Source organism: Pseudomonas sp. D(2018) (assembly GCF_005502555.1).
In the GTDB taxonomy this organism is placed as follows: domain Bacteria; phylum Pseudomonadota; class Gammaproteobacteria; order Pseudomonadales; family Pseudomonadaceae; genus Metapseudomonas; species Metapseudomonas resinovorans.
This window is the reverse complement of record NZ_SCOK01000001.1, coordinates 293,297-316,691: the sequence shown is the minus strand read 5'-3', so window position 1 is coordinate 316,691 and position 23,395 is coordinate 293,297. Positions and strand designations below refer to the sequence as shown.

The window sequence follows — 23,395 nt, the reverse complement described above, 5'->3', positions numbered from 1 at the left end:
TCGACACACTAGGACTTGATCCATGGCTATCACCCTTATTCGCTTCATCCCCGCCAACGCACCGGCCGACGCCGATCCCCGCTGGGGGGTCGTCTTCGGCGAAAAGGTCGCACCGCTGGACGGCAGCTACCCGACCACCGCCGACCTCATCCGGAACGGCCGCGAGGCCGCCCGTCAGCTCACGCCAGCCCAGGCAACGCTCGACCTGGGCAGCGTCCGCGTCCTGCCTCCGGTCACCTCGAACCAGCAGTTCATCTGCCAGGGCGTCAATTACGAGAGCCATGTGCGGGAGTCTGGCCTCGATCCGAAGAACTTCCCGTTCAACACGATCTTCACCAAAGCGCCTTCTTGCATCAGCGGCCCGTACGACGACGTAGTGCGCCCCTCCCACGTGAAACTGCTGGACTACGAGATTGAGCTGGGTCTGGTCCTCGGGCGCGATCTGGTTCCCGGTGAGGTTGTCACGCCGGACAAGCTTCACGAGGTCCTGGCCGGCGTGACCATCGTCAACGACATCTCGGCCCGCGATGTCCAACTGCCTCAGGGCCAGTTCTACAAGGGCAAGAGCTACCAGACCTTTGGTCCGGTCGGCCCGGTGCTGCTCCTGCTCGAACCCCAGGAGTGGCAGCGCTGGCGCGAGCTCAAGATGACCCTGACGGTCAATGGCATCGCCCGGCAGCAGGCCTACTGCGGCGAAATGCTGTTCAAGCCGCATCAGACGCTGACCGAACTCGCCTCGCTGCACGGCATGCACGCCGGTGACCTGGTGGCGACCGGGACGCCGGCCGGTTGCGCCGCAAAGGCACCCGGCAAACTGGTCATGTTCATCCTCAAGCATTTCATGTCCGATGCCGGGAAATGGAAGGCCTTCATCGCCAAGGCGAAGAAGAACCCGCTCTACCTAAAGCCCAGCGATGTCATGGCCCTGAGCATCCGTACCGACGACGGCGCCCTGGATCTCGGCCAGCAGCGCACGCGGGTGGTGTCGGCATGACCGTGGCCGAACGGCTGCTCTGCCTGCGTCCGGCCGCATTCATCCCAGTGTGATGGATAGCGTTCTGCAGGATGGCTTCGGTCGCAGCATCGATTACCTTCGCATGTCGGTGACTGATCGCTGCGACTTCCGCTGTGTCTACTGCATGGCCGAGGACATGACGTTCCTACCGCGCCAGCAGGTACTCGCCCTGGAGGAGTTGTATCGCTTGGCGGCGCTGTTTGTGCGCAACGGGGTGAAGAAGATCCGCCTCACCGGCGGCGAGCCGCTGGTGCGCAAAGGCATCGTCCAACTGTGCGCGCAGATCGCCGCCTTGCCGGGGCTGCGCGAACTGGTGATGACCAGCAACGGCTCGCAGTTGGTCAAGCTGGCGCAACCGCTTGCCGATGCCGGGGTCAAGCGCCTCAATATCAGCCTGGACAGCCTGGACAGCCTGGATGCACAGCGCTTTCAGGCGATTACCCGTACCGGCGACCTGGCCCAGGTGCTGGCCGGCATCGACGCGGCGAGCGCCGCCGGCTTTGCCCGGGTCAAGCTCAATACCGTGGTGATGCAGGGGCGCAATGCCGACGAGGTGCTCGACCTGGTCGACTATGCGGTGAACCGCGGTCTGGACATCAGCTTTATCGAAGAAATGCCGTTGGGCGAGGTGGGGCGGTCGCGTGGCGAAAGCTATTGCTCCAGCGACTGGGTGCGCGAGCGTATCGCCGAGCGCTACAGCCTGCTCGATAGTGCCGAACAGAGTGGCGGACCGGCCCGTTATGTGCGCCTCAAGGAGTTCCCTGAAAGCCGTATCGGCTTTATCTCACCGCACAGCCACAACTTCTGCAGCACCTGCAACCGCGTGCGCCTGACCGTGGAAGGGCGCCTGCTGTTGTGCCTCGGGCACGAGAACGCCATCGACCTGCGCGCCTTGCTGCGCCGCCATCCGCAAAGCGATGTGCCCTTGCTGCAGGCGATCCACGCCGGCCTGGCGCGCAAGCCGTTGCGCCACGAATTCAGCGTTGCCGGCGAGGTGCAGGTGCTGCGCTTCATGAACGCCAGCGGTGGTTGACCCACTTGAACAAGATGCATCAAGCACCGCTACCTCCCAAGAAACTGTCGTCCATCCGTTCTGCCATACCAAAGGGGCAAGCATGTTCAAACCAGGCCATCTGCATCTCATCAGTCCGCTCGATATGCCGCACCTACCGGAGTTCGACATCGACGTGTTCTACGAGGTCCACCGCGACGCGGTCGAAGGCGCGCTGATGCATTTCAAGGTGGTCGGCACCATCGGGGGGCGCGAGTTCTGCGAAGAATTCGATCTGCATCGCGATACCGCCTTCAACTTCGCCAGCCCGATAACCAAGGCATTGGCCAAACACGGCCTGCCGCCCAACGTCGGGCCGATCATGCCCGAGCACACTGACTACGACGCCATGTTCGAGGATATCCGCCAGCAGCTCGGCGCGCGGACGGGTGAACCCGTCGATTTCGATCATCTCGACAAGGATGGCTTGTAAGCTCTGCGATTCTTGAGCGTTTTTCCAGGCGCCTGCCCGGAAGCGGGTACCCCAGTGGGTTCGCGAGTGGGTCAGGCGATGGTGGGTAACGGCAGGCTGGCGATCTTCCTGGCCCTGGCGGGGGTAACGCCCAGAGCCTTGAGGACCATCTCGGCGACCAGCACATCGTGCCCCGTCGCCGCGCGACCCTCGACGACCGAACGCATCGCGCCGGTTGTGCAAGACACGACGATGTCCATGGCGATGCCTTCGTCCGCAAAGGTGAAAGCACCCTCGCGCAGGCCTTCACGCAGGTCGTCAAGTACATGGGTGGCCAGCCGGGAGCGAATGGCCTGGTCGAAATGAATGATGCGCAGCAGTGCATTGGCCCACTGGTGGTCGTTGGCGGCGCGGCGGATGAACATGCGCACGCCTATCGAAAGCCGCTGGGCACCGCTTTTTACGTTCGCGCTGAGGGCGGAGATGGCGTCGGAGAACTCGGCAGCCAGGGTAATTCCCACTGCCTCCAGCACTTCGTCGCGGGTGCGGAAGTAGTTGTAGATGGTGCCGTTGGATACTTCTGCTTCGGCGGCGACTTCGAGCAGGGCGATTTCCCCCACCTCCTTGCGTGCGATAAGGCGCAGCGCCGCGTCCACCAGGCCGCGGCGAGTGCGCTCACGCTTCTTGTGGCCTCGCGTGAGAGGCTGGTTCTCGTCCAGGTCTGATGGGGGAGTGGGCATACTCAGGCTCTCAATCGGGGAAGCTCGCCGATGGTAAAGGAAACACTGTCGGCCGTGGAGTCGCCGCTGGCCATCAGGTCCATGCAGGTTTGAACCAGTTTCGCGGCCTCTGTACCGGAGGCATGGTGCATGACGTGGCGGTCGGGGCGTACCACGACAAGCGTGCCCTTGGGCGCCAGCGGCAGGATGGCGTGGTTGAGATCTTCGATGAATGCGGAGTTCCCGCCAGGGTGCTGGCCGCAGGCGCCTACTTGCACGAAGCTGCCACCCAGTTTGAGCCAGGAGGCGATCTGGGCGGGGGATAGCAGCGACATCGGGTCTACGCCGAAGCCGACCAGGGTGAGGTGGTCTCCGAGCGCTTCGTCACTCAGGTGCACCCGCTGCTGAGCGTTGCGAACCCAGGCTTGAGGAAACAGCCCCCCGCGAATCAGTTTGTCGCCGCGCAGATGGGGCGCAAATAGGCCGTGCCTGAAGATGTTCTTCGGCTTGATCTCCAGCTCCTCGAAGTACTTCCGGGTAAATGGCGTCAAGGTGAGTGTGCGCATCAGTCCATGAATCAGGAAGGCGGCCAGCTTGTTCCTGGGCATCACCAGGCGGCCCATCAACTTGGCCATGTCGATCATGGCTTTCGCGTGGGGGCGGCGCTCCTCGTCATAGGTGTCCAGCACCGAAGGCGAGGCTTGACCGCGCAGGACCCAGGCGAGTTTCCAGGCGAGGTTGGCGACATCGCGAAGCCCGGCCACGAGCCCCTGGCCGACGAAGGGGGGCGTGATGTGGGCGGCATCCCCCACGAGGAAGATGCGTCCTTTGCTGAAACTGTTGCAGCAGCGTGCGTGGAATCGATAAACGGCTTTGCGCTCGATCTGCAGCTCCCGTGAGTCGACCCACGGGGCGACCAGCCTGGCGATGTTCTCCGGGCATTCCATCTGCTCGCGTGTTTCGCCAGGGTGCAGCATGAACTCCCAGCGCTCCCGGCCACCCGGGGCGGGCATATGCGGAGCGGGGCGCTCGGGGTCGCAGAGGAACTCGACATGATCGATGGCCGATTGGCGCCGGTTGCCGGCGTCGACGATCAGCCAGTCTTCGGCATAGGTCTCGCCTTCGAAGTCCTGGCCGATCAAGCTTCTGACCCTGGAGCTGGCACCATCGGCACCTACCAGGTATCGGGCGCGAACGAAGTGTCTCTTGCCTTTCTGGTCCTTGACCGAAGCGACCACGCAATCCGGCTCTTCCGACAGGCTTTCGAGCGCGAGTCCGCCCATGCTGGTCACGGACTCGAGCTGTGAGACCCGGTCGCGCATCGCGTGCTCGAGGTCGGGTTGGTAGAAGGTCACCAGCTTGGGATGGCCGTCGACGCACCCCGCTGTATTGGCCCGCGCGAACTGCCCGAGCACCGGAGAGTGCATTCGCACCTCGGGAATCACGATCTTCTCGAAAGCGTCTTCGGCCAATCCGGCAAGTTGCAGGATGCGCAGCGCTTCGTTGTCCAGGGCAATGGCTCGGGGCATCAGCAAGACCTCATGGGTCTTGTCCAGAACCAGCGTGCTTACGCCATAGCGACCCAGTAGTGCGGCGAGTGTAGCCCCTGCGGGGCCGTAGCCCACTACCAGTACATCGACCTCGTCCGGCGGCAGTGCGGAGCATTTCTTGTTGTTCATATCGAGCCCTTGTTGTGATTGAAATCGTGAGACGCGAGGTCTCATCGTCAGGCAGGGTCAAGGTATGTAAAATTGAAGTATTTTTCAATATTGGTGTTTTTGTCATGTTTTCGCGGGATCATTCCCCCGCCAGGGCGAGACCGCGCAGTCTCTGCCGAAGACGGTCCGATGACCGATGTCGTGCGCGACCGCTCACCTGCCGCCGGCCTGTAGGTTTCCGACCGGCGAGGCTTGGCTTGCGCGTCGATAAGCGTTGTCATCGGAGCAATGGAGCAGGTTCCAGCCGCCGAGGCACAACGGTGTTTTTGTCTTAGATTTCAGGAATCAAGCGTGGCGCGTCCGCAGCTCCAACCGAGTCCAGTCCAGATCCGCTTCGTCGACTTCGAACTCGACGAGGCCAATGCCTGCTTGTTGCACCATGGGAAGGCCGTGGCGCTGGCACCCACACCCTTCATGCTGCTGTGCGTGCTTGCCCGCCAACCGGGCGCCCTGTTGAGCAAGGATGCTTTGCTTGACGCTGTGTGGGGCCACCGGCATGTCAGCGATTCGGTACTGAAGACCGCCATCAGCGAACTGCGCACAGCGCTGGGTGACGATCCCAGGCAGCCGCGCTTCATCGAGACCGTGTCGCGGCGGGGCTATCGCTTCATCGCCGCGCTGTCGCCTGGCGCTACGTTGCTGCCTGAACCCACTGTGGCTCCGGCGGCCGACGGGCAACCGTCGCCACCCTTCGTCGGTCGCGTCGATGCGGTCGCAAGGCTGCATCGGGCGTGGGAGCGGGCGTGCGGCGGCCAGCGCGCAGTGGTCTGGCTAGCCGGCGAACCGGGGATTGGCAAGACCACGTTGATTGAGCATTTCGTCTCCGGCCTTGGCAGCGTCGCTTGCGCGCGCGGCCATTGCGTGGAGCACTACGGCGCCGGCGAGCCCTACCTGCCGGTGCTGGAGGCGCTGGCCGATCTGTGCCGGACTGACCCCGCGCTGCCGGTGCTGCTGCGCACAGTCGCACCGACCTGGCTGCTGCAACTGCCGTGGCTGAGCACTGCCGAGGAGCGAGACGGATTGCGACGTGAACTTGCCGGCGTTGGTCCGGAACGCATGCTGCGGGAAATGGGCGAACTGCTCGACCGCTACACGGAGCAGCGGCCGCTGTTGCTGGTGACCGAAGACCTGCACTGGAGCGATCGGGCGACTGTCCAACTCATCGATTACATCGCGCGGCGACGTGGCCGCGCACGGCTGATGTGGCTGGGAAGCTTCCGCGTCGCCGAAGTGGTGGCGCTCGATCATCCGCTCAGTTCGTTGCGCCACGAACTGCGCCTGCAACGGCTGTGCGAGGAAGTCGTGCTCGATCCCTTCTCGGAGATAGAGGTTGCCGACTATGTCGCGCAGCGTTCGGCCTCGCTGGCGCGCGATGAAGCCTTCGTGCGTGCCCTGCACGAACGCACCGACGGAGTGCCGCTGTTCGTGTCGTCCGTCATCAGTGAAGTCATGGACCAAGCCGACGACGACGTCACCATCGAAGCACGACTGGCGAATCTGGCGGTCCCCGAGAATCTGGCGGCCATCATCGATCACTACATCGCCAAACTTGGGCAGGAGCAGCGTGCGCTGCTCTCGGCAGCAGCGGTGTGCGGGGCCGAATTCCGTGTTGAGACGGTTTCGCTGGTCCTCGAGCGCGACCTCGCTTCGCTGTCCCACGCCTGTGAGGAGCTGGTGCGCGAGCAGGTGTGGCTCATGCGGTTGCGCGCTGGCGAAGGTGAAGAGGCGGAGGAGCTTCCCTACTCGTTCCGGCATGCGCTCTTCCGTCAGGTGCTGTACGACCGCACGCCGCGCTCATTGCGCACCCACCTCCATCGCCAGGTTGGCGCTGCCCTCGAACACGAGCGAACGGCCGGCGTGCCGGTTGCTGCCTCGGAACTGGCGATGCACTTCGACCGGGCCCGGCAGCCAATGATTGCGCTGCGCTACTACGCCGAGGCTGCGGAAACCGCGCTGCTGCACTTCAGCCCGGCCTCGTGCGTCGGTCTCACCGAGCGTGCGTTGGTCCTGCTGCAGCAGGCGCCAGAAGGGCTGGAACGCGACGCACTGAAGATCACCCTGGCCACGCTGCAGGGCGTGTCGGCCTTCCATACGCTCGGTGTCGGCAGCGAAGCCAGGAATGCGTTTGAACGCGCGTACACGCTGCTGGCCAACGTCCCCGAGCATCCGATGCGCGGTCGTCTGCTCCACGGGTTCGGCGATCTGCTGGGTATGCGCGGGGACTATGCATTGGCGCTGGCGGTAGCGGAGCGCGCCGAAGCCCTCTCGTCTGAAACGAACGATCCCGCGCTCATGCTGGCGGCGTGCATCGTGAATGGCGGGGTGCACCATCTCCAGGGGCGCACGCAGGCGTGCCGCAGTTGGTTGGAGCGCGCCCTGGCGATTGCTGAGCCGTTGGACATCGGGACGAACGAGATCTTCGCGGTCGATCCCCAGGTCATGCTGCACGGCATGCTGGCCATCGAGCTGGTGCGCTCCGGCCTGCTCCAGCAGGGCCGAGTCCATATACAGCGGGCACGGGCCCGCGCGCAGGCGCTGCGCCAGCCCATGACCGGGCTGGTCGCCGCCTGGCACGAGGTGCTGATCGAGGTGCGGATGGGCAACCATGTACGCGTGGCAGCGTTGGCCGACGACATGCAAGCGCTGGTCGATGAGTATTCGCTCGCACTGGGGCGTACGGCTTGTCGCTGGTGGCGTGGCTGGGCCGACGCGCGCAATGGTGCGCCTCTCGATGGCTACCGCTGCATCCGCGAGGCCTACGAAGAACACGCCCGGCTCGGCATGCGCTCCGGTGCCAGCGAGGTGCTCGGTTACGCTGCCGAGGCCCTGCTGCTGGCGGGCGATTTCGACGGCGCGATGGCTGAGTTGCAGGAAGCATTGAGGGTAGGGGAGGAACTGGGCGAGCGCGTGTACCTGCCACAGCTGTTGCTGCTGGAGGCTGCGATCGCGCGGGCGCAGGGCCGGTCCGACGCCGGTGGTCTTGCAGTGCGCCGCGCGGTCGAGGAGGCGCGCGCCCAGGAAGCCCCGTGGCTGGAGCTGCTCGCCCTGGTCGAGCTGTGCGGGCACCACGACGCCGTGGCCGCGGAGCGGCAGACCCTGGCGGCGCTGCTTGACCAATTGCCCGAAACGGAAGGCACTGAACTGGCGAAGCGCGGGCGTTTGCTGCTGCAGGCGGCCAGTTCGGCTTGAGGCGACAGGGGTGCCCTCGATCGCCAGGTGCCCTGATATCGCGCGCATAGGATGAGCTTGAACTGGCTCTTTCGGGGCGCGAGGGCGCAGTGCTGCAACGCTGACAAGCCACGATCTCTGCGGGTGGGCGCCATCACGACCGAAGTCTGACCTTTCGCTTACGACTCGATCTGGGGGGCGGGCTTACGCTGTCGCCGAACTTCCTCGATCCCCTGGTCTGCCATGATCCTGAATCCTGAATCCAAGTACCCGAGCCGCCGTTCGTATGTCGTGAAGTTGCGTAGCGACTCCACGCCGGGGGTCCTCGTGGGGCGCCTCGAGAACCTGGTCACCGGGCGTCAGCGCGAGTTTTCGTCCGCCGAAGAACTGCTGGTATCGATTGCCGCCGACCTCGTGTCGGCGGCTTGCGAGGACGCAGCGGATGTGGCCGGCGAGTGACCTCTCCAACCTCAATGAGCGCTCTACATGGCGACCGAACTGCGACGCTTCGCTGACAACTTTGCGCGCACCGGGCCCTACGCTGCTGCAACCTCGAATCTGCACGAGTCCAATCCGATGCCGCGACTTCCAACTCACTATCCGTTGACCCGCTACGCCGGGCAGACGCCCCTGAAACATGCCGAACGCCTGGTCGGTGCCTTCGTCGGCGCGGCGCTCGCCGCTTCTATCGCCCTGGCCTTGACCGGTTGCTCCACGGAGGTCGCCAAGCCGTCTGTGGAGTTGCCGGCCAAGTTCGCCGCAAGCACGGCCTCGCAGATGGAGCCTGAAGCTGCCTGGTGGGAAGCTTTCAACGATCCGGTGCTGACGGATCTGGTGCGCCGCGCGATGCGCGAGAACCGTGACATCAAGATCGCCGCCGAGCGAGTGAGCGCCGCACGCGCGGGTGAAACGATCAGCCGTTCCTGGTTGTTCCCGACTGTCGGAGTGTCCGCCTTCGGTGCCGATCGCAGCACCGGATATGACACCGCCAAGAAGCAGGGCGCCCCGGACATCAATACTGCCGGCGCGGGCCTGGACGTCTCGTGGGAGCTTGACCTGAGCGGACGACTGCGCGCGGGCGCGGCCGCAGCGGACGCCGAGGCTCTGGCTGCGGAGCACGGCGTGCGCGGCGTGCGCCTGCTGGTGATGAGCGACGTCGCCAGCAACTACTTCACGCTGGTCGGCGCGCAGCGCCAGGTCGACACCCTGCGTGCCATGTCGGCGATGCAGGATGAGACGCTGCGCCTGGTCACGGCGCGTCACCGTGTCGGGCTGGCGACCGAATTCGACGTCGAGCGCGCACAGACCGATGCCGAATCGGCGCGCGCGCAGATTCCGCCCATGGAAACCGTAGCGGCTGTGGCACGCCATCGCATCGCGGTGCTGATTGGTGATCAGGCCTTCAATGCCACCTCCATCGTGACCTCCCGTGACGATCAGGTCGTGCCTCAGGCGCGGCCGGGCCAGCCTGCCGAGTTGCTGCAGCGCAGGCCCGACGTGCTGGCGCTGATGGCGCAGCTCGACGCGGCCAATGCGCGCCGCCAACAGGCCGCCGCCGAGTGGTTCCCGCGGCTGTTCCTCGGTGCCTCCTTCGGGCGCCAGAACCTGGAGCTGAACGGTCTGGATCTCGGCGCCGCGCGCTTCACCAACGTCGCTGGCTTGCTGGCGATGCCGATCTTCAACGCCGGGCGCACGCGCGCGATCAACGAGGTCGCCGAGAGTGGCCAGCGCGAAGCGCTGCTGCGTGCCGAAGACGGTATGGCACGTGCGCTCGAGGACGTGGAGAACTCGCTGATCAGTCTTTCCCATGAGCGTCGCCGCTCGCAGTCGCTGCAGTTGGCGGCCGCCGCTGCGGACTCTGCGCTGGACCACTCGCAGTCGCTTTACGACCGTGGACAGATCGACCTGCTGCCGCTGTTGGACGCGCACCGTGTGCGCCTCACGTCGCGTCTTTCCGCTAACGAAAGCAAGACGCGGCTGCTGCTCGACAGCGTGCAGCTCTACAAGTCGCTGGGCGGGGGCTGGCAGGTGTTCGATGAACCTGTCCAGCCCACTGCGACGACCGATACCGATCATCCGCCCCTTTCCTGAGAACCTGTCGTCTTCAAAGAGGAATCACCTTGAAGAACTCCAATACTGCGGCCGCTGCCCTGGCCGTAGCCTTCCTGCTGTCCGCGTGTAGCCCGGACCAGCCGACTGTGCAGGCGCTACGACCGGTACGGGTCGTTGAAATCAGCTACGACAATGCCCGTGAGATCAATCGCTACGTGGGAACCGTGCAGTCACGGCACCAAGTCGACCAGGCCTTCCGCGTCGGCGGTAAGGTCACGCAGCGCAAGGTCGATGTAGGCCAGATCGTGCGCGAAGGCGACGTGCTGGCAGTGCTCGATGACAGCGACTACCGCCTTGCCGCTGAAGCGTCGCGGCAACAGTGGGCGGCTGCCGTCGAGCAGGCACGTCAGGCCGAGTCGGACCGCCAGCGCCTGACTGCGCTCAAAGAGGACGGCTCGGTCAGTGCGGCCGACGATGAACGCGCGCACACGACGGCGCAGACTGCCGTTGCGACCGCCGAGGCCGAGGCACGAAAGCTCGAGCTCGCGCGTAACCGGCTCAAGTACACCGTGCTGCGCGCCTCGCGCAGCGGCGTCGTCACGTCCGTGCGCTTCGAGGTCGGGCAGGTCGTGGCGGAGGGTCAACCGGTTGTCTCGATTGCGAATCCCGGCGAGCCGGAAATCGTCGTCGACGTGCCCGAGGATCATCTGGCCGCCTTCAAGGCGGCGCAATTCAAGGCCACGCTGGCCAGCGCGCCGAATAAGGCCTTCGATGTTGCACTGCGTGAGTTGTCGCCGCAGGCGGCAGAGCAAACGCGCACCTACCGCGCGCGGCTGAAGCCTGTGAGTGCACGGTCGCTGCCACTAGGTGCCACCGCCACCCTGGTCGCCGAGCGTGAGATGGAAGAGGTTCCGGTGGCGGCGGTGCCGGCATCGGCGCTGACGCAAGACCGCGGCCAGCCGGCGTTGTGGGTCGTCAAGCCCGAGGATTTAAAGCCTGTGGGCACCGTCAGGCTGGAGCCTGTGGCGGTTATGGGGTATCGCAATGACGAGGTGCTCGTCTCCGGGCTTTCTTCCCGAGCGCTGGTCATTACCGCCGGGGTGCAGAAAATGGCGCCTGGGCTGAGGGTCGCGTTACCAGGTTTCGGGGACGCTAAAACTAATCCCCAGCAGGCCGCCCGATGAGCAACTTCAACCTTACCGATTGGGCGCTGCGCAATCGCGCCATCGTCCTGTTCATGCTCATCCTGGTTGCGGTAGCCGGCACCTTCAGCTTTACCAGGCTCGGTCAGCTCGAGGACCCGAACTTCTCCGTGCCCTCGATGACGGCCATCGTCATCTGGCCGGGCGCGACCGCCCAGCAGTTGCAGGACCAGGTCCTCAACCGCATGGAGAAGAAGTTCGAGCAGATCGACAACTTCGAGAAGGTGGTCACCTACGCGCGGCAAGGCTATGCGGGCATGACGCTCACCGTGCGCGGCGGCACCTCCAAGGCCGACCAGCGCGAGGCCTGGTACCAGGCGCGCAAGAAGCTCAACGACCTGAGCCTCGAGCTGCCCGACGGTGTGATCGGTCCGATCGTCAACGACGAGTACGGCGACGTGTACGGTCTGATGTACGCGGTCAAGGGCGACGGCGTCGGCCAGGCCGATCTGTCCGATGCGGCCGAGGACATCAAGCGCCGCATGCTGAAGGTGCCGATGGTCAAGAAAATCGATGTCATCGGCAAGCAGGCTGAGCGTATCTATGTCGAGTTCTCGCATGAGCGCCTGGCCGCGCTGGGTATCACCCCGTTGGCCATTGCCGAGAGCCTCAAGAGCCAGAACGCCATGCTGCCCGCGGGCCAGATCGACACCCGCAACGACCGCGTCATGGTGCGCGTGAGCGGCCAGTTCGACAGCGAAGACGCCATCCGCAACGTGCCCATCTCCGCAGGCGGCCGGCTGATCAAACTCGGCGACATCGCGACCGTCACCCGTGGTTTCGAAGACCCGCCGACCTACACCGTGCGCCACAACGGTCAGCCGGTGCTGATGCTCGGCATCACCATGACCAGCGACGGCAATATCGTGGACCTTGGCCAGGCGATGGATCAGGCCGTCGCCAAGACTCAGTCTGAACTGCCATACGGTGTGGAGCTGGAGCTCGTGGCCGACCAGCCCACCACGGTGAAAGACGCGATCCATGACTTCGTGCATGCGCTGGCCGAAGCGCTGATCATCGTGATTGTGGTCAGTCTGGTCAGCCTGGGCTGGCGTGCCGGCCTGGTGGTCGCGACCACGGTGCCGCTGGTGCTGGGTGGCGTGGCGCTGGTGATGCTGGCGATGGGCTGGAACCTCGAGCGCATCTCGCTCGGCTCGCTGATCATCGCGCTGGGCCTGCTGGTGGACGACGCCATCATCGCCATCGAGATGATGGTGGCGAAGATGGAAACCGGCTGGGACCGTGTGCGGGCGGCTGCCTTCTCCTACTCGGCCACCGCCATGCCGCGCCTGACCGGCGCGCTGATCACCGTCGTGGGCTTCCTGCCGATTGGCATGTCGCAATCCACCACGGGCGAGTACGCGGGTGGCATCTTCTGGATTGTCGGTGCCGCCGTACTGTTCTCGTGGATCTGCTCCGGCATTTTCACGCCCTACCTCGCGGTCAAGATGCTGCCCAATGACCTGGGCAAGCACCAGCATGGCGATGATCTATACGATACGAAGTTCTACCGCGGCCTGCGCCGTCTCATCGACGCCGCCATCGAGCGCCGCTGGGTCGTCATCGGCGCAACGTTTGGCGCGCTGGCGCTCGCTCTGGCTGGCATGAAACTGGTGCCGCAGCAGTTCTTCCCCAACAGCTCGCGACCTGAGTTGGTTGTCGACGTGCGCGTCAAGGAAGGTGCTTCGTTCGCTGCGACGACCGAGCAGGTCAAACGCATGGAGGCAATCCTGGCGAAGGACGACGACGTACGTTTCTTCACCGCCTACACCGGCGCTGGCGCACCGCGCTTCCTGCTGTCGCTCAACCCCGAGCTGCCGAACCCGGGCTTTGCCCAGTTCGTCGTGATGACGAAGGACCTGGAGGCGCGCGAGCGAGTACGTGAGCGGCTGATGACCATGGCCGACCAGCAGTTCCCGCAGGCGTGGTTGCGCGTGACCCGCCTGGAGCTGGGGCCACCCGTTGGCTACCCGGTGCAGTTCCGCGTCGTCGGTCCCGACACCCAGGTGGTGCGTCATATTGCCCGCGAGGTGGAGGCGGTGGTCGCGTCCAGCCCGAAGGTGCGGGACGTCCAACTGGACTGGAACGACCCGGTGCGCACGTTGAAGGTGGAACTCGACCAGGACAAGGCGAGCGCGCTGGGCCTCACACCGGCCGACGTGTCGCTGGTGACCCAGTCCGTGATGAACGGCGCGACCTTGTCGCAGCTTCGCGAGCACGAGGAACTGATCGACATCGTGGCCCGTGCCGTGCCTGAGGAACGCCTGAGCCTCGACACACTCAAGGACATTAACCTCTACACCCGCGAGGGCACCGTAGTGCCGCTGTCGCAGGTGGCACAGGTGCGCAACGAGCTGGAAGAGCCGGTACTGTGGCGCCGTAACCGCGACATGGCGATTACCGTGCGCGCCGACGTGAAGGATGGCGAGCAGGGCGTGTCGGTGACGCAGCAGATCCAGCCGCTGCTGAAGGACATCGAGGCGAAGCTGCCCTCGGGCTATCGCATCGACGTGGGCGGAGCGGTGGAGGAGAGTGACAAGGCCAACCAGGCGCTGTTGGCGGTTGCCCCGCTGATGCTGGTCACCATTCTGTTGCTGCTGATGCTGCAACTGAAGGACTTCTCGCGCATGTGGATGGTGGTGTTGACTGCGCCGCTGGGCCTGATTGGCGTAGTGCCGGCGCTGCTGGTGTTCCAGTCGCCGCTGGGCTTCGTCGCGATCCTGGGGATCATCGCCCTCGGCGGCATGATCATGCGTAACTCGGTGATTCTGATCGACCAGGTGCAGATCGAGATTTCGCAGGGCCGCGACCCGTGGAATGCGGTGCTGGATGCTGCCATCTGCCGGGCCCGCCCGGTGATGCTGACGGCGCTGGCGACCGTGCTGGCCATGATCCCGCTGACGCGTAGCGTGTTCTGGGGGCCGATGGCCATTGCGATCATGGGTGGCCTCTCCGTGGCGACGTTGCTGACCATCTTCTTCGTCCCGGCGTTGTATGCCGCCTGGTTCAAAGTGCGCCGCCATGTGGCTGCCGGTGACCAGCAGGTGACGGCCGATGCTGCGCTTAGTTCCTGAGTGACGGCATTGCGCCTCGACCTCAGCGACGAAGGCTGATCGGGTCCGATCAGCCTTCGTCGAGTCAAGGTCAGGACGCCGCCCGCGATCATTTGAGCCGTGAGTGAGGCGCTTGCGGACGAAGCCAAGAAAAGCGGTTGCCAAGGTCATCGCCGAGAAGCTCAAGCCCGTTGTCCAAAGGCTCCAGCCTCACGCTGGTGAGCTGCCAAAGACTCTGCCGCCCCTGCCCGGCTTTTAGGGCCGGCCCGCACGAGTAAAGGCGAGGCGTGTTTGGCTTCATCGTCGAACTTGACCGAGCTCGAGAATCCCGGATTTGAGCCGTTCCCCGGGCTACATCCAGTGGGGCCAGGGCAAAGATTCAACGTGCAAAGGGGGGGAAATATCTAATTCCATATTCGTTTAAGCCAGGACTTGAAAACCTCGAAATCGTTTACATATTTCACGTCGACAGGGGCTGGAGCCGGGAGCTTCGAGCCTTCTGTTCGAGATCATGTCCGTCAGCCGGGAGGAGGTTTGTCATGTACGAGTCCCTTCTTAATCTGTCGAGCGATCCTATTGCCGAGTTCGAGAGGCTGCAGCGCGAACTGCAACAAGTCCTGGGACCTGGGCTCGGGCGTCCGGGCAGCATTCGTGCCTTGGCCAGCGGTGCTTTTCCTGCGATCAACGTGGGAAGTACACCGTCCAGCATGGAAGTCTACGCCTTCGTTCCTGGTGTCGATCCGAACGACCTCGACCTGCAGATTCACCGAGGGTTGCTATCGATATCCGGCGAGCGCCGACCCGCGCGCAGCACGGATGAGAGCAATTGCTCCGTGTACGCCAACGAGCGTTATTCCGGACGCTTCAAGCGCACGGTGAGCCTCAACGATGAGGTCGATACCGACAAGGTCGAGGCTCACTATTGCGACGGCGTTCTGCGCATCTCTCTGCCTCGGCGGGAGGCTGCGCAACCCAGGCGCATAGCCATTCAGTAACAGCATCGGTTTGAAGGAGGAATCACCATGAACGACAAGCAAGCGGTCGTGCGCGGCGAGACTGAAACCCAAACACTGCTGCCGCGTGTCGATGTTTTCGAAGACGACAACGGAATCCAATTGTTTGCGGACCTTCCGGGTGTGCCCAAGGAGCGTCTCGTGGTCAATGTGGAAGGTGACACGCTTGTGCTGGAAGGGGAGATCATGCCAGAGATGTCCGGACAGCTGGAGGCCGTCTATGCCGAAGTCCAGCTCTCGCGATTCCGGCGAGCCTTCACCTTGAGCTCCGAGCTGGATACCACCCAGATCGACGCTGAGCTACGAGACGGCGTGCTGAACTTGCGCGTTCCCAAGCATGCGCATGCCCAGCCGCGCAAGATCGTCGTGAAAAGCGAATAGGGCCTTGAGTGTGTGGAGGTCGACCCCATGGACAAACTAGCTGAACTCAAGCATGGCCTGGAGGAAACCTGGCATTCACTGGGTGAGGGCTGGCGCCAGCTTCGTGAGCGTGCCAGCGAGGCGCTGACGCGTTTCACGCCCATCAATCGGAGCAGGAGCGCACTGGAAGATGGCGCTTCACCACCCACACTCGCCTCGAACTGGGGATTGCTGGCCGGCGATCTTTACGAGGATGGCGACCAGGTCGTCGTTCGCCTCGAGGTACCCGGAATGGTGAAGGAGGATCTGAATCTTGAAGTGCGGGGAGATGCCCTGATCATTCGCGGTGAAAAGCGCATCGAGCAGGAGCAGGGCAATGGGCGTTATCGCGTCCGGCAGTGCACCTTCGGCAGTTTCCGGCGCACCTTCCAGCTTCCCGCTCCGGTCATTGCCGAGAAGGCCAGAGCCAGATGCAGTAACGGTGTGCTGCGTATCGAACTGCCCAAGGAAGAGCGCGCGCGTGGCAGGCGCGTCGAGGTTCGCTCGGGTTGATATTGCAACCTCATCTTATCCGTCACAGGCAAGGGACAACCCTCGTCACTTGGACTACCCGCCCGCGGAAATCTCGCGGGCGGGCCGTTCTTCAGCCGGGGAAGTAGACGGCCCCGGGATGCTGGCTGGCGTAGCGACTGGTAGTCGTTGACTGGAGTCGATATCGAATGGGTTCTAGCCACGTGGATTTATTAGTGCGTCTGGTGGATGACGCTCTTTTCATCCACCAAACAAAGCCCTTCCCCCGCTCACTCGCCCCAACTTCTCGCTTCGTTCTCCAATGCACTTTACGCTGGCCGGCTAAACAAGCACTTGGCGGGTGCTGGCAATCAGCTCATGCACCTGGCGTACAACATGCGCCTCCGTCGATGTTTCCGGCCCACGGCCGCGCGGGCAGGCCAAGCTCGGGGTAGTCCCGAACAAGCGGCAGATTAACGGGCGCTGCTCGTAGGCTTCGCAGCCCTGCGGGCCAAGATGTACGCAGTTCCACTGCGCAAGAGCCGCGTCATGCTCGGCGTCGCTTTTCACCGGTAGTCGTGACATTTCTTCGGACGACGCGGTTACCGGCCCGCAGCAATCGTGGCAGCCGGGCTCGCAGGCGAAAGCCGGGATCTGCCGGCGCAACTGGTCGATCTTTCGACTGGTGCAGCTCATCTGGCTGGCCGGCCAAGGTCACTAGCCGCTATCCGCGGATAGCTATGCGATGCCTCGATCCGTTGCTTGAGTTTGGCCGCGAAATCCCTGGCGCAACGCTCATGGCGAAATTGCGCCCGGCGGACACCAAAGCGGACTGTCCAGAGCTCTTCACTCTGACTGGTCGGATGTTCGACTTTCACTGACATGACTGTGCCTCCAAATCGGTCGACTGGTTAGAAATGTGCATTGGCGTGGCAACCTCTTCAGTGCTTTTGCGTCGGTGCGCTGAAGTCTGCCAAGCCCTCTAACCGCGGATTAGCTACGTCTGATCTGCGGTTCTTTTTTCGGGGTGAGAGTTCGCGATGCAGCGTGGAAGAAATGGCGCTCTTTTGAAGCCTGCAATAAAATGGGCCGGTGAACAATGCTCATCGGCCCTTTCGTTTACTCCTGAACGTCCCCACTCCCTTGGGGTCAATGGTCTCGGCAAGCGCTCAATAGCTACCGTCGCGTCCCCTGTTGCTTCGAGATGCTCAATGTCATATTTCCCGCTACTCCTTGCCTCGCGCTTATCGTCGATGGGTTTCGGAACAGGGCTGATCGAACGGGTTGCGATCCAATAGACAGTCTATGAACGCACCCAGGGCGGCTGGCCGGTGTTGCCTATTCGGGTAATAGAGGAACAGCCCTGGACGCGAGATCGACCAGTCAGCAAGGACTTGGATCAGCCGTCCCTGGGCCAAAAGCTCACCCACGCCTTCTTTCTCGAAATGATAGGCAATGCCGAGCCCGTGTAGAGCGGCAGTGATGCCGATGTCAGGGTGATTGGTGACGACGGGGCCGTCGACCGCCACTTCCAGCGGCTGCCCCCGTTCCTGGAACTCCCAGCGATAGGGCCTACCGTCCATCTGCAGCCGCCAGTTGATGCATGCATGATCCTGCAACTCAGCAGGTGACTGGGGGATGCCTCGACGTGCGAGGTAGTCCGGAGATGCCACAGCGACCATGTTCAGGTCTGGGGTGAGGCGGACGGCCACCATGTCTTTCTCAAGCCGGCCACCCACACGGATGCCCGCGTCAAAACGGCCAAGAACGATATCGGCCAGTGCGTCGTCGACCACGATGTCGAGCACCACATCAGGGTGTGCCTGATGGAAGCGTGCCAGCCGGGGCGCAATGAGGGTTCTCGCGGCGATCCCCAGCGTATTGATACGCAGCGTGCCGCTTATCTGTCCTGTCGCCTCACTGGCTTCGGCGACGGCAACAGCCATCTCTCGAAACAAGGGGGCGATACGCCTGTAGAGCAGCTCGCCACTCGTCGATGGCGCGACGCTTCGGGTCGTGCGATTGAGCAGGCGTGCGCCAATGCGACCTTCGAGCTGTCGAATGGTCTGGCTGAGTGCAGAGGGTGATAGGCCCAGATGCTCTGCGGCCCGCGCGAAGCTCTGGCGCTCCACGACGGCCACAAAGGCTTTTAGCTCAGCAAATTCGGATCCACGCATTATGTATTCATTTCTACACAGTCCATCCAGATTCTAGAATATTCAATTAATTCTGTCCGGTACGCATCCTAAGGCTGTCACTGACCCCATGGAGCCAACAACATGCATACCTTGACCCTGCCCGAGCCAATTGCTGCGTACTTCGCTGCCGAACACAACCCTGAGGCATTAGCACATTGCTTCACGGCGCAAGCCGTCATGAAGGACGACGGTCACACCTACACGGGCATCAACGCCATCAAGGCCTTTATGGCCGAGGCATCGGCCAAGTACAACGCGACGAGCGTGCCCTTTGCCATTGAGCGAGAGGACGGATTCCAACTCGTCCGCGCCAACGTCACCGGCAACTTTCCTGGCAGCCCGATCGTTCTGTCGTACCGCTTTCGTCTTGAACGCGGCCTGATCGCATCGCTGGAGATCACGGCATGAGCTTCGACCTTCAACTCAATGGCCTGCGCACAGTCGTCACCGGCGGCACGATGGGCCTTGGCGCTGCAGTCGTGCAGACCCTCGTGGAGGCTGGCGCCCGGGTGGCAACATCGGCGCGCGACGTGTCAGTACGACCTGTGGATGGCGTCACCTATATCGGTGCCGATCTGACAAAGGCACAAGGCGTGGCTCACGTCGCGCAGACTGTGCTCCAGAGCTGGGGTGGTGTCGATATCGTGATTAACGTGGTCGGTGGTTCAGGCACTCCTGGCGGTGGCTTTGCCGCCATCAGTGACGAGCAGTGGCTAGCAGAGCTGAACTTGAATCTGATGCCTGCCGTACGCCTGGATCGCGCGCTATTGCCATCCATGCTTGCCCAGGGCTCAGGCGTCATCATCCATGTGAGCTCGATCCAGCGCATGATGCCTCTGCCTGAGTCCACCACCGCCTACGCCGCCGCCAAGGCAGCGCTCACCACCTACAGCAAATCCCTTGCAAGAGAAGTAACCCCCAAGGGGGTTCGTGTGCTGAGCGTCGCGCCAGGGTGGATTGAGACCGAGGCGTCCGTAAGACTGGCAGAGCGGTTGGCTGCCCAGGCAGGAACGGACTACGAAGGAGGCAAACGAATTGTCATGGAGTCGATAGGCGGAATCCCACTGGGTAGGCCGGCCAAGCCTCAAGAGGTTGCCGATCTGATCGTCTTCCTCGCGTCCCCCCGTGCCGCCTCGATCTCAGGATCCGAGCACCGTATCGACGGCGGTACCATCTCAACGCTGTAATCGACAGCCGCAATCAACTGAACGACGGCGAGCCCTCAGGGCTTGCCGCTTCCCTGGCTCTCTCGGGATGTTCTCGGCGCTATGGGCCGATGCCATTGCATGTTTCGGGGATGTCGGACCGTCCATACCCTCAAGCCTGCAGCACCGCCTCTGTTCTTAAGTCCAGAGAGCCTCTAGCGCCCCATGCTGTCTATTGCTTCCGGCGGCTATTGGCCGGTTTCTGCGTTATCACCGGCCGTTTTGGGTCGACTGCTGCCGGCCGCGACAGACCGGAGTCGGCCCGAAGCAGCCCCTTGTCCTCAATCAGACCGGAACTGCCGCATACCCTGCCGCTCCATTGCTCGTCGGCGAGCGACTGGGATGCCGCGATCACTTGCCTTGATCGTGCCGACGACTGATTAGGCTGTTCCAAAAGACTGTATGAGATAACCTTGCCGCACGAATCAACCATGACGCTGTGAACTGAACGATGGGTTTTGAACAACTAGCTGAGCTGCGTGACCGCCTGCGGGCTGAAAAAGAGCAGGCAAAGACCGATAACTCGAAGCCGCGCAAGCGGAAGTCCGCCCCGCCAACGATGCCTCGTGAGCAGGACCCTGCGGTGGAAGCGATCTGGCGATTGCAGAAGCACTTCCCATTGGCCTTCCCGGTCAATCCGGCCCCCAAGGTTCCGCTCAAGGAGGGCATCTTCAAGGATGCCGAGCAACACCTGGAGCTGCTGGGGATCACCAGCGAACAACTCAAGCTGGGCATCGCTACCTGGTGCCAGGGAAGTCGATACTGGGCAAGCATGACGGAGAATGCGCCGCGCCTGGACTTGAGCGGTCAGGCAGTTGGCACGGTGACGGCGGCTCAGGCGCTGCATGCGAAGCGGCAGGCTTCGCGGCAGCGCGGGCAAGCGCGACGTCTTCAGTCAAAGCCGAAACAGCATACACAGGCCCCCGCCGCCGATACCGCTGCGGAATAGATCGTGGATTGAAATCACTCGCCCGGCATCGAGTCGCCCAATCATTCAAGTCACTAGCAAGGCGCACGAGTGACTGCTAGCCCGCGCCCTCGATGGCGCGGGAAGTGATGGTGAGGTGATTCGAATAGCAGCCAATGGCTGGGTTAGCGACGGCCTCACTTCGACCGTCGCTATGCATGGTCAAACCTCTGTCTGTTCCGCCATTTCCAAGGCGTCGTCGACCTCAATTCCTAGGTATCGAACGGTACTCTCAAGCTTCGTATGGCCGAGCAGGAGTTGGACTGCCCTCCTGAAAACAAGGGCGAAGGTGTAAACCTTATTCAGGACGGGACACAGAAATGAAAAAGGGCCGGTGAGCGTTGCTCACCGGCCCTTTTCTCTTACTCCTTTCTACCCCAGTTCCTTTGGGGCTAATGGTCTTGCCCTGTTGCTAAGGCCATCCGAGGATGGCCAGCGCCGCTGCCTCCCCAGGTAGCGGCTATGCACCGACTCGGTGCATTTGTTTCAACATTCAGTGAAAAAGTTTCAGTGTTTGTTGAAAAACTACGTGACCCGGACTCAATCCCAGCTCAGTGCGCCACCCGTTTGGTATTCAATGACGCGCGTCTCGAAGAAGTTCTTTTCTTTCTTCAGGTCCATGATTTCGGACATCCACGGGAACGGGTTGGTCGCGCCCGGGTATTCCTCTTTCAGGCCGATCTGGGTCAGGCGGCGGTTGGCGATGAATTTGAGGTAGTCCTCCATCATCGCGGCGTTCATGCCCAGTACGCCGCGCGGCATGGTGTCGCGAGCGTATTCGATCTCCAGCTGGGTGCCCTGCAGGATCATCTGGGTGGCTTCGTCCTTCATCTGGGCATCCCACAGGTGCGGGTTTTCGATCTTGATCTGGTTGATCACGTCGATGCCGAAGTTCAGGTGCATGGATTCGTCGCGCAGGATGTACTGGAACTGCTCGGCGGTGCCGGTCATCTTGTTGCGGCGGCCCATGGAGAGGATCTGGGTGAAGCCGCAGTAGAAGAAGATGCCTTCCAGTACGCAGTAGTAGGCGATCAGGTTGCGCAGGAACTGGCGGTCGGTCTCCGGGGTGCCGGTCTTGAACTCGGGGTCGGAGATCGAGCGGGTGTACTTGAGGCCCCAGGACGCTTTCTTCGCGACGCTTGGAATCTCGTGGTACATGTTGAAGATCTCGCCTTCATCCATGCCCAGCGACTCGATGCAGTACTGGTAGGCGTGGGTGTGGATCGCTTCTTCGAAGGCCTGGCGCAGGATGTACTGGCGGCATTCGGGGTTGGTGATCAGGCGGTACACGGCCAGCACCAGGTTGTTGGCAACCAGGGAGTCGGCGGTGGAGAAGAAGCCGAGGTTGCGCATCACGATGCGGCGCTCGTCTTCGGAGAGGCCGTCCTTGCTCTTCCACAGGGCAATGTCGGCGTTCATGTTCACTTCTTGCGGCATCCAGTGGTTGGCGCAACCATCCAGATACTTCTGCCAGGCCCAGTCGTACTTGAAGGGTACGAGTTGGTTGAGGTCGGCGCGGGCGTTGATCATCTGCTTGTCGCCAACCTGTACGCGCGCGGCGGAGCCTTCGAGGTCGTCCAGGCCTTCCTGGATGTCGAGGGCGTCCAGGGCCTTCTTGGCGCGGGCGACGGCGTCGGAGTCGTCGGCCGATACGGCGCGGGCGTCTTCAACGGAGCCGGCGGCTTCGTCGTCGAGCTTGTCGATGTTCTTGGCGGCGGCCTGGGCAACAGCGGGAGCTGCCTTGGCTTCGGTGGGGTCTTCTTTGTCGAATTCGTCCCAGCTGAGCATGGTTCCTCTCCTGGTATCTGGATGCGTGAATGACGGTGCACGCTAAAGCGGTGGTTCATGGCCGGGCGGTGAATTGCCCTGGCTTGTGCACACCCGGTTTGTGGGTGTGGCTGTTCGGATATCGGTGCTGGATGAGTTTTCCCTCACCCCCGGCCCCTCTCCCAGAGGGAGAGGGGAGGGAGCGGCCCCGTGCGATGCCTTATTGGCAAAACGCCGATGCTGATTTCGTAAACATTCATCAAAACTCCTGTAGGTATGAGGGTTCATGAAGGTCAGCATCTTGAACAGCGGAAAAACGTAAACATTGCTGTTTTCGACCGCCTTTTTGGGTGGCGGAAGTATACGCAAATTTGAGGAGGGGCGACGACCGTCTGTGCCATTATTCAGCTCATATTTTGATCTGAGTGAGGGGTGAGCGGTGTTAGGGGTAAAGCTGCCAACGGAGCCATTGCTTGAGGTTGTCAATGAATGGGGGCGCCCTGATGGCAAATAGCTGGAAAATTCCAGCCTGGCTGGAAGCAGAGGTTCGGGCGAGAGACGCAGCATGCGTCTACTGCGGCTGCAAATTTCTATCGCCTGCGGAGTCGATTAAGGCTTCGGCCAGCTGGGAGCACATCATCAATGATGAAACGATCATTACCAGGGAAAATATCGCCTTGTGCTGTCGCGGCTGTAATGCCAGCAAAGGGCAGAAATCAGTCTCCGAGTGGCTGAGCACAAAGTATTGCCAGGATCGCGGCATCACGGCGGAGTCGGTCGCACCTATCATCAAGGCAGCTATTGCTAATGGGGGTAATGACAAGGCCGTGCGAGCCAAGCCAGTCGACAGCGAGTTAGCACTGGCCCGCCAGCTTCTGATCGCCATAAGCCGCAACCTCAGCAGGGGCGATCTGCCGTCAGAGTTGCACGGCATGCTGGACGATTACGTCGAGCGCTTGGAGCTATCCAGCACCTAACTCCCCGT

General features: G+C 62.7%; 20 protein-coding genes and 1 pseudogene. 15 read left to right on the top strand and 6 right to left on the bottom strand.

Annotated features, from left to right (window positions below):
* The first annotated feature begins 22 nt into the window (after positions 1-22).
* The 3 genes from FFS60_RS01325 (at position 23) to FFS60_RS01315 (ending at position 2,499) form a co-directional block, all read left to right on the top strand.
* Positions 23-994 (top strand): fumarylacetoacetate hydrolase family protein, encoded by a 972-nt coding sequence (locus FFS60_RS01325; protein WP_137820881.1) that lies wholly within the window; start codon positions 23-25, stop codon positions 992-994.
* A gap of 52 nt (positions 995-1,046) precedes the next feature.
* Complete coding sequence (gene moaA, locus FFS60_RS01320) at positions 1,047-2,048, top strand: GTP 3',8-cyclase MoaA (protein ID WP_137820880.1); 1,002 nt, start codon at positions 1,047-1,049, stop codon at positions 2,046-2,048.
* An 82-nt stretch (positions 2,049-2,130) separates the two neighbouring features.
* Complete coding sequence (locus tag FFS60_RS01315; protein ID WP_137820879.1) at positions 2,131-2,499, top strand: DUF5064 family protein; 369 nt, start codon at positions 2,131-2,133, stop codon at positions 2,497-2,499.
* A gap of 71 nt (positions 2,500-2,570) precedes the next feature.
* On the opposite strand, the gene FFS60_RS01310 is transcribed toward FFS60_RS01315, so the two are convergent.
* Positions 2,571-3,224 (bottom strand): TetR/AcrR family transcriptional regulator, encoded by a 654-nt coding sequence (locus tag FFS60_RS01310; protein WP_371926346.1) that lies wholly within the window; start codon positions 3,222-3,224, stop codon positions 2,571-2,573.
* Entirely contained in the window at positions 3,221-4,876 is a 1,656-nt protein-coding gene (locus tag FFS60_RS01305) for a bifunctional 3-(3-hydroxy-phenyl)propionate/3-hydroxycinnamic acid hydroxylase (protein WP_137820877.1), read from the bottom strand. The genes FFS60_RS01310 and FFS60_RS01305 overlap by 4 nt, the downstream gene beginning before the upstream one ends.
* A gap of 330 nt (positions 4,877-5,206) precedes the next feature.
* Between FFS60_RS01305 and FFS60_RS01300 the strand changes: the two genes are divergently transcribed.
* The 8 genes from FFS60_RS01300 to FFS60_RS01265 all read left to right on the top strand — a co-directional run bounded on the left by FFS60_RS01300 (position 5,207) and on the right by FFS60_RS01265 (position 16,315).
* Positions 5,207-8,104 (top strand): AAA family ATPase, encoded by a 2,898-nt coding sequence (locus FFS60_RS01300; RefSeq protein ID WP_137820876.1) that lies wholly within the window; start codon positions 5,207-5,209, stop codon positions 8,102-8,104.
* A gap of 222 nt (positions 8,105-8,326) precedes the next feature.
* Positions 8,327-8,542 (top strand): hypothetical protein, encoded by a 216-nt coding sequence (locus tag FFS60_RS01295; RefSeq protein WP_137820875.1) that lies wholly within the window; start codon positions 8,327-8,329, stop codon positions 8,540-8,542.
* 117 nt (positions 8,543-8,659) lie between these two features.
* Positions 8,660-10,174 (top strand): efflux transporter outer membrane subunit, encoded by a 1,515-nt coding sequence (locus FFS60_RS01290; protein ID WP_137820926.1) that lies wholly within the window; start codon positions 8,660-8,662, stop codon positions 10,172-10,174.
* 29 nt (positions 10,175-10,203) lie between these two features.
* Positions 10,204-11,319 carry an efflux RND transporter periplasmic adaptor subunit gene (locus FFS60_RS01285; protein WP_137820874.1) on the top strand — a complete coding sequence of 372 codons (1,116 nt, stop codon included), beginning with the start codon at positions 10,204-10,206 and terminating at the stop codon, positions 11,317-11,319.
* The gene (locus FFS60_RS01280) at positions 11,316-14,411 is read left to right on the top strand and encodes an efflux RND transporter permease subunit (RefSeq protein ID WP_137820873.1); all 3,096 of its coding nucleotides are present in this window, start codon (positions 11,316-11,318) and stop codon (positions 14,409-14,411) included. The genes FFS60_RS01285 and FFS60_RS01280 overlap by 4 nt, the downstream gene beginning before the upstream one ends.
* A 518-nt stretch (positions 14,412-14,929) precedes the next feature.
* On the top strand, positions 14,930-15,385 hold the full coding sequence (locus FFS60_RS01275) for an Hsp20/alpha crystallin family protein (protein WP_028630126.1): 456 nt from the start codon (positions 14,930-14,932) through the stop codon (positions 15,383-15,385).
* A gap of 27 nt (positions 15,386-15,412) precedes the next feature.
* Entirely contained in the window at positions 15,413-15,784 is a 372-nt protein-coding gene (locus tag FFS60_RS01270) for an Hsp20/alpha crystallin family protein (RefSeq protein WP_137820872.1), read from the top strand.
* A gap of 27 nt (positions 15,785-15,811) precedes the next feature.
* The gene (locus FFS60_RS01265) at positions 15,812-16,315 is read left to right on the top strand and encodes an Hsp20/alpha crystallin family protein (RefSeq protein WP_137820871.1); all 504 of its coding nucleotides are present in this window, start codon (positions 15,812-15,814) and stop codon (positions 16,313-16,315) included.
* Positions 16,316-16,615: 300 nt separating this feature from the next.
* Here the strand turns inward: FFS60_RS01265 and FFS60_RS01260 are convergent, their stop codons facing one another.
* Both FFS60_RS01260 and FFS60_RS01250 read right to left on the bottom strand, forming a co-directional pair.
* The gene (locus FFS60_RS01260; protein WP_081668130.1) at positions 16,616-16,969 is read right to left on the bottom strand and encodes a YkgJ family cysteine cluster protein; all 354 of its coding nucleotides are present in this window, start codon (positions 16,967-16,969) and stop codon (positions 16,616-16,618) included.
* 548 nt (positions 16,970-17,517) lie between these two features.
* The gene (locus FFS60_RS01250) at positions 17,518-18,450 is read right to left on the bottom strand and encodes a LysR family transcriptional regulator (protein WP_137820869.1); all 933 of its coding nucleotides are present in this window, start codon (positions 18,448-18,450) and stop codon (positions 17,518-17,520) included.
* A 102-nt stretch (positions 18,451-18,552) separates the two neighbouring features.
* Here FFS60_RS01250 and FFS60_RS01245 point away from each other — a divergent pair, with 102 nt between their 5' ends.
* From FFS60_RS01245 to FFS60_RS01235, 3 genes are all read left to right on the top strand, one after another.
* Positions 18,553-18,879 carry a nuclear transport factor 2 family protein gene (locus FFS60_RS01245; protein WP_137820868.1) on the top strand — a complete coding sequence of 109 codons (327 nt, stop codon included), beginning with the start codon at positions 18,553-18,555 and terminating at the stop codon, positions 18,877-18,879.
* Positions 18,876-19,658, top strand: coding sequence for an SDR family oxidoreductase (locus tag FFS60_RS01240; protein WP_137820867.1), 783 nt, complete (start codon positions 18,876-18,878; stop codon positions 19,656-19,658). The genes FFS60_RS01245 and FFS60_RS01240 overlap by 4 nt, the downstream gene beginning before the upstream one ends.
* 469 nt (positions 19,659-20,127) lie before the next feature.
* The gene (locus FFS60_RS01235) at positions 20,128-20,625 is read left to right on the top strand and encodes a ProQ/FINO family protein (RefSeq protein ID WP_028630120.1); all 498 of its coding nucleotides are present in this window, start codon (positions 20,128-20,130) and stop codon (positions 20,623-20,625) included.
* A gap of 180 nt (positions 20,626-20,805) precedes the next feature.
* Here the strand turns inward: FFS60_RS01235 and FFS60_RS29330 are convergent.
* A pseudogene (locus FFS60_RS29330) lies at positions 20,806-20,913 on the bottom strand (integrase); the annotation flags it as partial.
* 270 nt (positions 20,914-21,183) lie between these two features.
* Positions 21,184-22,431 (bottom strand): ribonucleotide-diphosphate reductase subunit beta, encoded by a 1,248-nt coding sequence (locus FFS60_RS01225; protein ID WP_028628950.1) that lies wholly within the window; start codon positions 22,429-22,431, stop codon positions 21,184-21,186.
* 482 nt (positions 22,432-22,913) lie between these two features.
* On the opposite strand from FFS60_RS01225, the gene FFS60_RS28940 reads away from it, so the two are divergent.
* A complete protein-coding gene (locus FFS60_RS28940; RefSeq protein ID WP_256658015.1) occupies positions 22,914-23,387 on the top strand; it encodes an HNH endonuclease in 474 nt (157 codons plus the stop codon).
* The last annotated feature ends 8 nt before the right edge of the window (positions 23,388-23,395 follow it).

Excerpts from the sequence above, each read along its gene's own strand:
- FFS60_RS01270 (WP_137820872.1), top strand. The coding sequence starts at position 15,413 with ATGAACGACAAGCAAGCGGTCGTGCGCGGCGAGACTGAAACCCAAACA.
- FFS60_RS01305 (WP_137820877.1), bottom strand. The coding sequence starts at position 4,876 with ATGAACAACAAGAAATGCTCCGCACTGCCGCCGGACGAGGTCGATGTA.
- FFS60_RS01280 (WP_137820873.1), top strand. The coding sequence starts at position 11,316 with ATGAGCAACTTCAACCTTACCGATTGGGCGCTGCGCAATCGCGCCATC.
- FFS60_RS01315 (WP_137820879.1), top strand. The coding sequence starts at position 2,131 with ATGTTCAAACCAGGCCATCTGCATCTCATCAGTCCGCTCGATATGCCG.
- FFS60_RS01225 (WP_028628950.1), bottom strand. The coding sequence starts at position 22,431 with ATGCTCAGCTGGGACGAATTCGACAAAGAAGACCCCACCGAAGCCAAG.
- FFS60_RS28940 (WP_256658015.1), top strand. The coding sequence starts at position 22,914 with ATGGCAAATAGCTGGAAAATTCCAGCCTGGCTGGAAGCAGAGGTTCGG.
- FFS60_RS01275 (WP_028630126.1), top strand. The coding sequence starts at position 14,930 with ATGTACGAGTCCCTTCTTAATCTGTCGAGCGATCCTATTGCCGAGTTC.
- moaA (WP_137820880.1), top strand. The coding sequence starts at position 1,047 with ATGGATAGCGTTCTGCAGGATGGCTTCGGTCGCAGCATCGATTACCTT.
- FFS60_RS01250 (WP_137820869.1), bottom strand. The coding sequence starts at position 18,450 with ATGCGTGGATCCGAATTTGCTGAGCTAAAAGCCTTTGTGGCCGTCGTG.
- FFS60_RS01265 (WP_137820871.1), top strand. The coding sequence starts at position 15,812 with ATGGACAAACTAGCTGAACTCAAGCATGGCCTGGAGGAAACCTGGCAT.
- FFS60_RS01290 (WP_137820926.1), top strand. The coding sequence starts at position 8,660 with ATGCCGCGACTTCCAACTCACTATCCGTTGACCCGCTACGCCGGGCAG.
- FFS60_RS01240 (WP_137820867.1), top strand. The coding sequence starts at position 18,876 with ATGAGCTTCGACCTTCAACTCAATGGCCTGCGCACAGTCGTCACCGGC.
- FFS60_RS01260 (WP_081668130.1), bottom strand. The coding sequence starts at position 16,969 with ATGAGCTGCACCAGTCGAAAGATCGACCAGTTGCGCCGGCAGATCCCG.
- FFS60_RS01245 (WP_137820868.1), top strand. The coding sequence starts at position 18,553 with ATGCATACCTTGACCCTGCCCGAGCCAATTGCTGCGTACTTCGCTGCC.
- FFS60_RS01235 (WP_028630120.1), top strand. The coding sequence starts at position 20,128 with ATGGGTTTTGAACAACTAGCTGAGCTGCGTGACCGCCTGCGGGCTGAA.
- FFS60_RS01325 (WP_137820881.1), top strand. The coding sequence starts at position 23 with ATGGCTATCACCCTTATTCGCTTCATCCCCGCCAACGCACCGGCCGAC.
- FFS60_RS01295 (WP_137820875.1), top strand. The coding sequence starts at position 8,327 with ATGATCCTGAATCCTGAATCCAAGTACCCGAGCCGCCGTTCGTATGTC.